At 59.0% G+C, this 11,929-nt stretch carries 10 protein-coding genes; 6 read left to right on the top strand and 4 right to left on the bottom strand.

Annotated features, from left to right (window positions below; all coding sequences use genetic code 11):
* The first annotated feature begins 434 nt into the window (after positions 1-434).
* The gene (locus tag ACQY8Q_RS24060; RefSeq protein ID WP_428428971.1) at positions 435-2,312 is read left to right on the top strand and encodes a L,D-transpeptidase family protein; all 1,878 of its coding nucleotides are present in this window, start codon (positions 435-437) and stop codon (positions 2,310-2,312) included.
* 69 nt (positions 2,313-2,381) lie between these two features.
* Here the strand turns inward: ACQY8Q_RS24060 and gph are convergent, their stop codons facing one another.
* Positions 2,382-3,059 carry a phosphoglycolate phosphatase gene (gph, locus tag ACQY8Q_RS24055; protein WP_428428969.1) on the bottom strand — a complete coding sequence of 226 codons (678 nt, stop codon included), beginning with the start codon at positions 3,057-3,059 and terminating at the stop codon, positions 2,382-2,384.
* A gap of 219 nt (positions 3,060-3,278) precedes the next feature.
* On the opposite strand from gph, the gene rpiA reads away from it, so the two are divergent.
* The 5 genes from rpiA (at position 3,279) to ACQY8Q_RS24030 (ending at position 8,450) form a co-directional block, all read left to right on the top strand.
* On the top strand, positions 3,279-3,971 hold the full coding sequence (rpiA, locus tag ACQY8Q_RS24050) for a ribose-5-phosphate isomerase RpiA (RefSeq protein WP_428428968.1): 693 nt from the start codon (positions 3,279-3,281) through the stop codon (positions 3,969-3,971).
* 160 nt (positions 3,972-4,131) lie between these two features.
* Positions 4,132-4,683, top strand: coding sequence for a DUF2059 domain-containing protein (locus ACQY8Q_RS24045; RefSeq protein ID WP_428428966.1), 552 nt, complete (start codon positions 4,132-4,134; stop codon positions 4,681-4,683).
* Positions 4,684-4,889: 206 nt separating this feature from the next.
* Complete coding sequence (gene gor / locus ACQY8Q_RS24040) at positions 4,890-6,281, top strand: glutathione-disulfide reductase (RefSeq protein WP_428428965.1); 1,392 nt, start codon at positions 4,890-4,892, stop codon at positions 6,279-6,281.
* A gap of 275 nt (positions 6,282-6,556) precedes the next feature.
* On the top strand, positions 6,557-7,930 hold the full coding sequence (locus ACQY8Q_RS24035; RefSeq protein WP_113244794.1) for a class II 3-deoxy-7-phosphoheptulonate synthase: 1,374 nt from the start codon (positions 6,557-6,559) through the stop codon (positions 7,928-7,930).
* A gap of 121 nt (positions 7,931-8,051) precedes the next feature.
* Entirely contained in the window at positions 8,052-8,450 is a 399-nt protein-coding gene (locus tag ACQY8Q_RS24030) for a GFA family protein (protein WP_428428964.1), read from the top strand.
* A 44-nt stretch (positions 8,451-8,494) separates the two neighbouring features.
* Here the strand turns inward: ACQY8Q_RS24030 and ACQY8Q_RS24025 are convergent, their stop codons facing one another.
* From ACQY8Q_RS24025 to ACQY8Q_RS24015, 3 genes are all read right to left on the bottom strand, one after another.
* The gene (locus tag ACQY8Q_RS24025; RefSeq protein ID WP_428428963.1) at positions 8,495-9,415 is read right to left on the bottom strand and encodes a hypothetical protein; all 921 of its coding nucleotides are present in this window, start codon (positions 9,413-9,415) and stop codon (positions 8,495-8,497) included.
* A gap of 217 nt (positions 9,416-9,632) precedes the next feature.
* The gene (locus tag ACQY8Q_RS24020) at positions 9,633-11,366 is read right to left on the bottom strand and encodes a pilus assembly protein TadG-related protein (RefSeq protein ID WP_428428962.1); all 1,734 of its coding nucleotides are present in this window, start codon (positions 11,364-11,366) and stop codon (positions 9,633-9,635) included.
* Between the two features lies 1 nt (position 11,367).
* Positions 11,368-11,790 (bottom strand): TadE/TadG family type IV pilus assembly protein, encoded by a 423-nt coding sequence (locus ACQY8Q_RS24015; protein WP_428428961.1) that lies wholly within the window; start codon positions 11,788-11,790, stop codon positions 11,368-11,370.
* Positions 11,791-11,929: the final 139 nt, after the last annotated feature.

Here is an 11,929-nt window from a genome sequence, read left to right as displayed (position 1 = left end):
CCAGGTGGCTGGTGCTTGTAAAGAGGTTGCAGGGGCGGGCGCCATGCTACAATCGTTTAAAATGGTCTCTCTTCGGGTTTCCTCAGATCATTCGCAACGCTGACCGTTCAGCCCGGTAAACAGCAATGAAGCTGTGCTTTTTCAGACACAAGCGGGCGGATAGTTTTGGGCGCGGACGGCGCAATTTTAGCAAGGAATGCCGATTTTTTTGATCATGAAGAAATAATCTAAGGAATTCAAATTTTTGGGCGCCGTCATCCGTCTTCATGAGGCTGGGTTCTCACACATTTGTGACGGCTGGCGGAGGCCTTCCAGGGTGTGCGTTTCCTTTTCATTCACCATCCTTTCTTATAAGTACGAAAGCCTGGTGACATGACGGAGCATCAGGCGCGAACCGCTGATGGCGGCAATGCGATACGGGGACGAGTGAACCTATGAAGTTGATGAAGACTGCTGCGATCGTGACACTGATGACCGGGTGTGCGTTCGCCTCTCTTGGCGTCCAGCGCGCAGAAGCGCTGAACCTGTTGGATCTTTTTCGCAAAAAAAAGCCGGTAGTGGAAGAATATCAGCCGCTGCCGGGCGTAGAGCAGGTTCAGCCGGTGCAGAAGCAGGCCGTGCGCCCGCTACCGAAGGTGACCTCGCCGCAATACTACACTTACAAAGCCGAGCCGTTGCGCCGGATCGCGACAGCCAAGCTTGTCGATCAGGTGGTGACCGGTTCCGTCAGCCGCGACGTTCTGCCGCCGGCGCCAACTGCGGCGCTCACGGATGCCCGCCAGTTTCTTCCCGATGTCACAGCTTATGCCCCGGCCGATGTCGCCAAGGCTATCGAGACGTTTTATGCCGGTCGCGACGGGTTCGTCTGGATTGACGGCGATGCGCCGAATGCGGCTGCCAAAGCTGCACTGACGGTCTTGGAGCAGGCGGCGAATGTCGGTCTTGATCCGCAGGATTATGCCGTCACTGTGCCGTCCGACACGTTCGACCGCAACGACATGGCTGCGCGCGAAAAGTCGCTGGTCGAGTTCGAAATCCAATTGTCTGCCGCTACGCTGACCTATATCGCCGACACGGTGCGCGGCCGGATCGATCCCAACAAGATTTCCGGCTATCACGATTTTAAACGCAAGGCCGTCAACCTCACCGGCAAGCTGGAAAATATTGCCAGAAGCCATGACGTTGCCGCCTATCTGAATTCCCAGACGCCTTCCGGCGAGGAATTCCTGGCGCTGAAGCGGGAACTGGCGGCGCTGCAGGCGCAGACTGGTAACGCACCACGGATCACGATTGCGCCGGGCACGCTCCTGAAGCCGGGTATCAACAATCCGGAGCTGGCCAATGTGGTCGCGGCCATCCGCGTCAAGGGGTCGGATGCGCTGAAGGTCGAACATGCGCTGACGCTGTCCGCCTATCAGGGCACGCCGGATTATACGCCGGAACTGGTGGCGCTGGTCGAGGGCTTCCAGAAGGAACACGGCCTGACGCCGGACGGCGTCGTCGGCAAGGCGTCGATCCGCATCCTGACGGGTGGGGATACGACCGAAAGCAAGGCCGCCAAGGTGCGGATCGCCATGGAGCAGGCACGCTGGCTGCCCGCCGATCTCGGCAGCCGCTATGTCTTCATCAACCAGCCCGCCTACATGGTCTATTACCACGACAAGGGCGCCGAGCAGTTTTCGATGCGGGTGGTTGTCGGTTCAAAGGCGCACCAGACATTCTTCTTTGAAGACCAGATCCAGACGGTTGAATTTAACCCCTATTGGGGGGTGCCGCAGTCGATCATCATCAACGAGATGCTGCCAAAGCTGCGCAATGATCCGAGCTATCTCGATCGGCTCGGTTATCAGGTGGAGCTCAAGGGACGGCCAGTGTCGTCTTCCGATATCAACTGGAACGGTTCCACGGCCGGTGTCGCCGTGCGCCAGCCGCCAAGCAGCGACAATGCGCTGGGCGAACTGAAGATCCTGTTCCCGAACGCGCATGCGATCTACATGCACGACACGCCGTCGAAGAGCTTCTTCAAGAAGGATGACCGGGCGCTCAGCCATGGTTGCGTGCGTCTGGCCGATCCGCGCCGGATGGCGGCTGCCGTGCTCGGAACGTCGGTTGAGGATGTCGGCAAGCAGATTGCCGGAGGCCGCAACAAGGGCGTGTCCGTACCGGAAAAGATCCCGGTCTATGTCGCCTATTTCACGGCGTGGCCGAACAAGGACGGTACGGTCGAATATTTCCACGATGTCTACGATCGCGATATGTATATGGAGCGCGCACTCGAAGCCACGCGTCAGGCACGCCGCGCCGAAGGGTGAGGACGTTTCATCCGACATACAACATGAAAAAGGCGGCCCCGAGCCGCCTTTTTTGTGTGCCGGCGATCTTTACGCCTGGGTGATCAGGCGCTCGATCAGGTCAGGGGTCAGCTCGTCGAAATGACGCACGATGATATCCGGTTGCAGGCTTTCGATCGGTACGTCGGAATAGCCGAAGGGAACGCCGATCGAGCGAACGGACGCGTTTTTCGCCACCAAAATGTCGTTGAGGCTATCGCCGACCATCACTGACTTTTCAGGCGCACCGCCGGCAAGCCGGATGGTCGATAGCAGGTGTTCGGCATCGGGCTTGCGCACGGCAAATGTATCACCGCCGGTAATGGCAGCGAAGCGGGATGTCAGGCCAAGGCCCTCCAGCAGGCTTCTGGCGAGCATTTCCAGCTTGTTGGTGCAGACGGCAAGCGTGTAGCCGGCGGCAGACAGGCGGTCCATCGCGGTGACGACGCCGGGATAGGGGAAAGAATCGCCTGGCATCGAGCCGTGATAGAAGTCGATGAATTCCTTCATCTGCCAATCGAGGTCCTTGCTGGACAGTGTCTGGCCGCGCAGCGTGAACGTGCGTTCGATCATCGCCTTGGCGCCGTGGCCGACCAGATGCGTCAGGTCGTCATAGGTCACAGGTGCAAGGCCAGCCTGCGTCACCGCATGGTTGAGGCTGGCGACCAGATCGGGCGCGGTATCGACGAGGGTTCCATCAAGATCAAACACGACAACGGATGCGGACACTGGAACCTCTTGAAACTTGGGGGAAATGTTGCCATTCGGGTAGGGGAAGCGGGCGAGAAAAGCAATCGCAACTTTACGTGACAGCGCCCGGTTCGCTTTTGCATTCTGGCCGCTATTGGGGCTTTTGTTTGCCGTTGCAGCCGTGTAAACGTCTCAGCGGAATGATTGGCACCGTGTTTTTCGGCAGCCCATCGGGGCGTTTTGAGGAGATTGTGGCGCATGGACGCCCGTCAAATGAAGATCAAGGCTGCGGCTGCAGCGCTCGACTATGTCGAAGACGGCATGAGACTTGGCATCGGTACCGGATCGACGGCGGAAGAATTCGTTCGTCTGCTGGCCGAAAAAGTGGCTGGTGGTTTTCGGGTCGAGGGCGTGCCGACATCGGAGCGCACGGCAAGGCTTTGCCTGGAACTCGGCGTGCCGTTGAAGTCGCTCGAAGAACTCCCGGAGCTCGACCTGACCATTGATGGTGCGGACGAGGTGGATCCGATGCTGCGCCTGATCAAGGGCGGCGGCGGCGCGCTGCTGCGGGAAAAGATCGTTGCCTGCGCGTCGGCACGGATGATCGTGATCGCCGATGAAACCAAGGTCGTGGAGACGCTCGGTGCCTTCAAGCTGCCGATCGAAGTCAACTCCTTTGGACTGGGCGCCACCCGTATCGCCGTTGAAAAACTTGCGGCGCGGATCGGACTTTCCGGCGAAATCAATGTCCGCGCTTCCGGCGACGGGCCGTTCATGACTGACGGTGGACATCTGATTCTGGACGCATCTTTTGGCCGCATTCCTGATGCAGATGCGCTTGCATGCGAATTGAACGCCATTCCCGGCGTGGTCGAACATGGGCTTTTCATCGGCATCGCCTCTCTTGCCATCATCGCCGGTCCGGTGGGGGCGAGGGTGATGACGGCTTGACCGGTTGCGGCCGATTTGGCCGCGCAGGATCGTTACCAGCGTCGCCGCCGATCGGGAGTGCCCGATACAGTGGCGACAGCTTTAAAATTGAATTATGCAGGGGTTCGCAGATGCAAGGCGCGCGCGAAACCCGGCGTCAACTGACAGGAGCGTTACAGACATGATCAATTTCGCAGGTCTCGGCCGTACAGTGGCTGCAACGGCCATCATCCTTTCCGCCGTCATGGTTCCGACCCTGCGGGCGCAGGATGTAACGGACGAACAAATCAAGGCTGCGCGTGGTGCCATCGCCGCGATCAATGCCACCAACGGTTTTGACAACATCCTGCCGAACCTGGCTGAACGCCTGAAGACGACGCTCATCCAGTCCTCGCCGAACTATGAAGACCTGATTTCCAAGACGGTCGACGCCAAGGCGCTTGAGCTGGCTGCACGCCGCGCCGACCTGGAGCGTGAAGCGGCAACGATCTATGCCAAGACCTTCACGGTCGAGCAGTTGAATGCGATCACGACATTCTACACGTCCGACGCCGGCAAGAAGCTTTTGAACGATGGCCCGATCGCTTCACGCGAAATGGTCAAGGCTGCCGACATCTGGGCCGCCGGTATTTCCCGCGATCTGAACGCGGCCGCAACCAAGGATCTGAGCGCGACCCTGACCGCCGGTCAGCAGCCGATCGATGGCACGGCTCCGGTCACGCCTGCACAATAAGGAACGGCTACCGGTTTGCCGGTCGCATGCCTCACGCCGAATTGCTTAAGCCCGGGTCATTCCGGGCTTTTCATTTTGTATCCCGCCGCCCTATATCACCATCACACGGCGGAATCGCCGGTGAGGCGCTCTGTTGTCCTTCGGGGCCGCAGCCTTGCCCCGTGACCGCCTCCCTTCGCATATGACCCTGCCGGGAGTATTTCATCATGGCTTCTTTCGATTATGAGCTCTTCGTTATTGGCGGCGGCTCCGGCGGCGTGCGCAGCGGCCGGCTTGCTGCAGCGATGGGCAAGAAGGTGGCGATCGCCGAAGAGTTCCGCTATGGCGGCACCTGCGTGATCCGCGGCTGTGTACCGAAGAAGCTTTATGTCTATGCGTCGCAGTTTGCCGAGCATTTCGAGGATGCGGAAGGATATGGCTGGACCGTCGGCGAAAGCACGTTCGACTGGAAAAAGCTGGTTGCCGCCAAGGACAAGGAAATCACCCGGCTGGAGGGGCTCTATCAGAAGGGCCTGGCCAACGCCGGGGCGGAAATTCTGCACACAAGGGCAGAGCTCACCGGACCGAATACGATCAAGCTGCTGGACAGCGGCAGGACGGTGACGGCCGAGCGGATCGTCATCGCGGTTGGCGGTCATCCCAGCTCCCACGATGCGCTGCCGGGCCATGAGCTCTGCATCAGCTCGAACGAAGCCTTCGATCTGCCGGAACTGCCGAAAGCGATCGTGATTGCCGGCGGCGGCTACATTGCGGTTGAATTTGCCAACATCTTCCATGGCCTCGGTGTCGAGACGACGCTGATCTATCGCGGCAAGGAAATCCTGTCGCGCTTCGACCAGGACATGCGGCGCGGCCTGCATGCGGCAATGGAACAGAAGGGTATCCGTATCCTGTGCGAGGACCTGATCCAGTCCGTCAGCAAAAATGCCGATGGCAGGCTGGTGGTGGAAACAAAGAAGCACGGTGCCTTGACCGCCGATCAGGTGATACTGGCGCTCGGCCGCGTGCCCAACACCAAGGGGCTTGGCCTGGAGGCCGCTGGCATTGCCGTCAACGAGCGCGGTGCGATCATCATCGACGCGTTTTCGCGCACCAGTGCGCCCGGCGTTTATGCGCTGGGTGATGTGACCGACCGCGTTCAGCTGACGCCTGTGGCCATCCATGAGGCGATGTGCTTCATCGAGACGGAGTACAAGGGCAACCCGACATCCCCGGATCATGATCTGATTGCCACGGCAGTGTTCTCGCAGCCGGAAATCGGTACGGTCGGGTTGTCGGAAGACGAGGCCGGAAAGAAATTCGAGGATATTGAAATCTACCGCGCCGAATTCCGGCCGATGAAGGCGACGCTTTCCGGACGCAGCGAAAAGACCATCATGAAGCTGGTCGTCAATGCTGCCGACCGCAAGGTTCTGGGTGCCCATATCCTTGGCCACGAGGCCGGCGAAATGGCGCAATTGCTTGGAATTACGCTGAAAGCCGGCTGCACCAAGGACGATTTCGACCGGACCATGGCGGTGCATCCAACCGCATCGGAAGAGCTGGTGACGATGTACAATCCGAGCTACCGGATCAAGAACGGCGAGCGGATCGGGTGAAGCGGTAGGCTGTTGCGCCAAACACGTGGCAATGCAGGGTAGGGCGCGCCGGTGGCACGCGCACTTTGCTGGCACAATGGCTTTGCAATCCCCATGTTAACGTTTATAAGCCCGCATCCGCAAAATTGCCGTTTTCCATATAAGGAAGGCGGCGGTTCAGGAATTGTGCCGTTGATACACGGTTCAAAACCGGTTTCAGGCGGCATTGCCCGGACATAATCCAGCGATGCGACTGCTGCTGCGGCGGACCTTGCGCAAGAGAACAGGTGATCGACATGGTACAGAATTGGACCCCGAACAGCTGGCGGCAGAAGCCCATCCAGCAGGTGCCGGATTTTCCGGATATGGCAGCGCTCGCCGCCGCCGAAGCACAGCTCGCGACCTATCCGCCGCTGGTTTTTGCCGGTGAGGCACGGCGCCTGAAGAGCCAGCTTGCCAATGTTTCGGAAGGCAAGGGTTTCCTCCTGCAGGGCGGCGATTGCGCCGAGAGTTTCGCCGAACATGGCGCGGACACCATCCGCGACTTCTTCCGCGCGTTCCTGCAGATGGCCGTCGTCCTGACGTTCGGCGCCCAGCAGCCTGTGGTCAAGGTTGGCCGTATTGCCGGTCAGTTCGCCAAGCCGCGCTCCTCCAATATCGAGAAGCAGGGCGATATTGAGCTGCCGAGCTATCGTGGTGACATCATCAACGGTATCGAATTCACCGAGAAGGCCCGTATCCCGGACCCTGAGCGCCAGATCATGGCCTATCGCCAGTCGGCTGCGACGCTCAACCTTTTACGCGCCTTCGCGATGGGCGGCTATGCCAATCTCGACAACGTGCACCAGTGGATGCTCGGTTTCGTCAAGGAAAGCCCGCAGGCCGAGCGCTACCGCAAGCTCGCCGACCGGATCTCCGAAACGATGGATTTCATGAAGGCGATCGGCATCACACCGGAGACCAATCCGAATCTGCGCGAAACCGATTTCTTCACCAGCCATGAGGCGCTGCTGCTCGGCTACGAGCAGGCGCTGACCCGCGTCGATTCGACTTCGGGCGACTGGTACGCGACGTCTGGCCACATGATCTGGATCGGCGACCGGACACGTCAGGCCGATCACGCGCATATCGAATATTGCCGTGGCATCAAGAACCCGCTTGGGCTCAAGTGCGGCCCGTCGCTGACGGCGGATGGCCTGATCGAATTGATCGACCTGCTCAACCCGCAGAACGAAGCCGGCCGCCTGACGCTGATCTGCCGCTTTGGCCATGACAAGGTTGCCGAAAACCTGCCGCGCCTGATCCGTGCGGTCGAGAAGGAAGGCCGCAAGGTCGTCTGGTCCTGTGATCCGATGCACGGCAACACGATCACGCTCAACAACTACAAGACCCGTCCGTTCGAGCGGATCCTGTCGGAAGTCGAAAGCTTCTTCCAGATCCACCGCGCCGAGGGTACGCATCCGGGCGGCATCCATATCGAGATGACCGGCAATGACGTGACGGAATGCACCGGTGGCGCCCGTGCGCTGTCCGGCGCCGACCTTGGCGATCGCTACCATACCCATTGCGACCCGCGCCTGAATGCTGACCAGGCGCTCGAACTCGCCTTCCTTCTTGCCGAGCGCATGAAGGGCGGCCGTGACGAAAAGCGGATGGTGGTCAACGGCTGATCAGCGCCACTGATCAAAACCTTGAGCGCATTGAATTTGACAGAACCGGGCCAGCTGACAATGCTGGCCCGGTTTTTTAATGTCCGCAAGGCGGGCAGGATTTCAGTTCAAGGGGATGAGCATGGCAAAAGAAAATACCGGGTCGTGCAATTGCGGCGCCGTCAGCTTTCGCACGCAGGGTGAACTGCGCGAAGTGGTTGCCTGCCATTGTTCCCAATGCCGCAAGCAGACCGGGCTCTACTATGCGGCGACCAATGTTCTGGACAGCGGACTGGAGCTTGAAGGAGCCGAGAATATCACCTGGTATCGTTCAAGCCCGCAGGCGCGCCGCGGCTTTTGCAAGACCTGCGGTTCGGCGCTGTTCTGGAAGATGGATAGTCTCGATTATACCTCGATCATGGCCGGAGCGTTCAACGGCCCGACCGGCCTGGCATTCGGCGTTCATATCTTCTGCGCCGACAAGGCCGATTTTTATGAGATCAATGATGATCTGCCACAATTCGCGCAGTCGAATAGCTGAGAGCCTGCGAACAGCTGAAGACTTGGACCGGAACCGGCTGTCTTTCAGAAGGTATCCTTGCCGATCGACCGGACTGCCTGATTGTAGGCCCATTCCAGTGCGCAAAACTTGACGGACTGCCAGCGCTTGTAGTCGTCCACAAAGGAGGCCGTCGCCCAAATTCTGTTTCGGATACCATTCCGGTCCTGCCAGCCCAGCGAGCCCATGGCTTCGGCCCGCGTAAACAGGCGACGGACATGCGTGCGGGAGAGGCTGTAGTGGCTGGAAAGCTCAGAAAACCGTAAGTCCTCGACCCAGTAACAGCCGTCGACCGGTTCGACATTGGCGATCCGCGAAATGAAATCGTCCAGGATCAACCCGCCATATTCGGTCCAGACGAAACAGGAGATGCTGACCGGCGGTTCACGCCATTCCTGGTCGGCGATCAGCCGCTTGGCGGCGAGCGGCTGGGCGTAACGGAATATGTCCAGATTGGCTTCCAATCGCGCTACCCGGTCACCTTTATCGATGAGGTCGAGGCTGCGCATCTGGCCACGAAACCATAAGCCCATTGCCTCGTGGCTGGTTTCGGTCGGTTCCATCGGGCGGCTGCGTTTGCTCGGTGAGCCGGTGACGTCGCGGACAAGCTTGTAGGCGCGCAACTCGGCCAGAAATGCCGTGGCGGTGTTGCGGCTGGCAAGACTTGTCGGGGCGATGACCTCAAGCAGCCTTGCGGCGGTAATCCCGGAAAGCGGATCGGTCGGGTCGCGCTGCAGGTGCAGTGCGTAGGCGGCTTGGGTGAGCAGCCATTTTTGCTGGGCGGCGACCAGGCGGGCGATCCGGGGAAAGTGATCGTAAAGCTCGATCATATGCCGGGCACCCTGTTGCAGGACCGGAAAAAGGGCAGGGTTAGCCGCAAACAGATCGACCTCGGCAGAGACGCTGACTTTTGGGGTGTCTATCGCTGATGACTGGGTGCCGGTCATGGTTTTGGCGAGAGTCCATACGGGTACGATCGTAAGCCGGGAATCGGCTGGGGGCCTATTGTTAACGTATGTCTGTTGCAAAACGGTATAAGTCCATCAATTGTTTCACCAAAGGCTGCAAATAACAGGACGGTTCTCACCGGTGATCTATTCGAAAAAAAAGACCGGACGGCAAGATTGCCGTCCGGTCCAGGAAGAAGAATGCGGATTGTGATATTTACTGAACCAGAACCGGCTGCAGGCAGTTGACGCCGGTGACGCGAATATCGGCTTCACCGACCCGGACACCAACCGCCAGAAGCAGGTTGTAGATTAATGTATCGACTGCAGGTGTTACCGCACCCAATGTTTGAGCAAGCGCCGCCTGAACGAGTTTTGGGCTGCCGAGGGTCAGGAACAGCACCTGGATATCGACATCCAGGTTGTTGAGCAGCGTCTGCGTTGCCGAGGTCAGGATGTCCTTGGTCGAAACGCTCTTGACGGCGTTTGCTGCAACCTCGGATGGGCTGAATGTCAGTCTCTGCGGTTGCAGGTTCTTGGCTTCGACATGGGCAATACCGTCGATTCTGACCAGCAGCGAGTCGAGGATACGTGCTTTTTCGACCCGTGCCTCATCGCTGAAGTCTGACAGGATGTCAGGGTTAACCGTGCCGATTGCAATTTCGGCAACACCCGGGACAGCATCGATCACGACGCTGGCATTGGTGTTGGAACCGCCATAGCAGCGAATGTCGGCGAGCTTGGCTTCCGCGTAGGCAACTTCGATATAGATCGGCAGTTTGATCCGCAAACCGGCAAGCAGTGCCAGCCCGTCGATGTTGACTTCGATGGCAAGCCGCGTTTGTGCAGTGCGCACGGCCGTCCCTGGAGCACCCAGCCTGTGCGCCGGTGTTGAGACCGGAGGCTCCCCGATGGCAAGCGTGACGCTGGCTGAGGCGATGCCCGGCAGGCCGGCCACGGCTGCAAGCGATATCTGTTTGGTGCCGTTGGCAAGAGCCGCCGCCGTCGAGACGATATCGAGCGCGCTGATCTTCATCGCCCAGTTCGATCCGGCGTCGATCTTTATTCCCTTTTTCGGATCGATATTGAGGAGTTGCGACAACGTGAAGGTCTTCTTGTTGAGCTTGGTCGCATTCTCGAGCGCCTTCAGGGCGGAATTGGCGGCAGCGGATACCCCTTGAACGGCCTGCATGGACGCAAGCAATTGCGGCATGGTCAGATTGGCCTTCAGCACATCGTCATAGCTCGCCGCCGTCAGGTTCAAACGGGTGGCGATCCCCTTGAGGAAAGGCTGGACGTTGATATCCGCATCCACCAGCGCCCGATAATCCATCACCTTCAGGGATATCGTCGTGCCGAGCATCTGGCCCAGCAACTGGTTGAGGATGCCGTCATTGAGGCTTGCCAGCCGTGAACCAACGGAGAAGGCGGCGAGTTTGGTGCTGGCTGCTGTGCCAACCGCGCTCATCGTCGGCGGTGCGCTGAACATCGCGGCCAGATGAAGCGAGCCTTCCTTTTCGATCGAGACTTGGGCTGCGTCCGCCGGGGTGGCATTGGGGATAAAGCGCTGGCCGGTGGCAAGCGCCGGGTCGGGGACATAGCGTCCCTTGACGATGGTGGCGATGCCGTTCTTGACCGCGAGGGCATCCCTCGGAATGACCTTTCCGTCCGGCGTGAGCAATCCATCCTTGGTTGCGACCGCCAGGGAAAGGCCATTGGTCTTGAAGTGATTGCGTGCCACGGTTTCCGCATTGGTCAGATCGGAGGCGGCGACGATGGCGGTCAGATCTGCGACGCCCTGCAACTCCTGCTTCTGCAGCGTGAGATAGCCGAAATCGACACCCAGCCCGAGTGAAAGGACGACGAGTGGCAGAACAAGGGCTGCGGAAATACCGATATTGCCCGAGGTGTTGGTCAGAATATTGCGGCGTTTGAGCGCTTCGCGGACCATGTTAAATACCTCCCAGCCGGATGGTTGCGTAACGTTTGATTTCTTCATCGGGCAGCGCGAAGGAAAACAGCTTCCAGATCGGCAGCTCGCTCGAATCGTAGGTGACGGTGACGGTGAATTGATTGAGATTCTGGACGTCGTCTGCGACGTTGACGGTGAGTTTTGCCCTGTTGATGAAGGCGTAATTCAACGTCGATGATTGGATGAACGACTGGGCAAGACTTTTTCTTTCAGTCTCGGACAGTCCGGCCACGGCGGTTCTGGCCGCATCGGCGGCGAGCTGCTGGATAGCATGCGTCGCGCTCAGGTAGATGCCATACCCGATCATGGTGAAAATCGTCATGAAGAACAGGGGCGCGACAATCGCAAATTCCAATGCGGCCGCACCGTTGGTATCGCCGCGCATTCGCGATATGAGAGACATCAAACACACTCCCAGGTTTGTATTCGGCCGATATATCGATGCCGTTACACCTATATCGTGTGCTTGAAGTCTTAATTTTCCTCTACGCTAATAAATGGTCTTTTACGTTTTCGCTCTTAAATATCGCGAAATGCCCATT

The sequence above is a fragment of the Pararhizobium sp. genome, assembly GCF_965279435.1.
Taxonomy (GTDB): Bacteria; Pseudomonadota; Alphaproteobacteria; order Rhizobiales; family Rhizobiaceae; genus Pararhizobium.
Note: the sequence above shows the minus strand (reverse complement) of the source record. Positions and strands in the feature narration are given on the sequence as shown.

Excerpts from the sequence above, each read along its gene's own strand:
- ACQY8Q_RS24060 (WP_428428971.1), top strand. The coding sequence starts at position 435 with ATGAAGTTGATGAAGACTGCTGCGATCGTGACACTGATGACCGGGTGT.
- rpiA (WP_428428968.1), top strand. The coding sequence starts at position 3,279 with ATGGACGCCCGTCAAATGAAGATCAAGGCTGCGGCTGCAGCGCTCGAC.
- ACQY8Q_RS24045 (WP_428428966.1), top strand. The coding sequence starts at position 4,132 with ATGATCAATTTCGCAGGTCTCGGCCGTACAGTGGCTGCAACGGCCATC.
- gor (WP_428428965.1), top strand. The coding sequence starts at position 4,890 with ATGGCTTCTTTCGATTATGAGCTCTTCGTTATTGGCGGCGGCTCCGGC.
- ACQY8Q_RS24035 (WP_113244794.1), top strand. The coding sequence starts at position 6,557 with ATGGTACAGAATTGGACCCCGAACAGCTGGCGGCAGAAGCCCATCCAG.
- ACQY8Q_RS24030 (WP_428428964.1), top strand. The coding sequence starts at position 8,052 with ATGGCAAAAGAAAATACCGGGTCGTGCAATTGCGGCGCCGTCAGCTTT.
- ACQY8Q_RS24025 (WP_428428963.1), bottom strand. The coding sequence starts at position 9,415 with ATGACCGGCACCCAGTCATCAGCGATAGACACCCCAAAAGTCAGCGTC.
- ACQY8Q_RS24020 (WP_428428962.1), bottom strand. The coding sequence starts at position 11,366 with ATGGTCCGCGAAGCGCTCAAACGCCGCAATATTCTGACCAACACCTCG.
- ACQY8Q_RS24015 (WP_428428961.1), bottom strand. The coding sequence starts at position 11,790 with ATGTCTCTCATATCGCGAATGCGCGGCGATACCAACGGTGCGGCCGCA.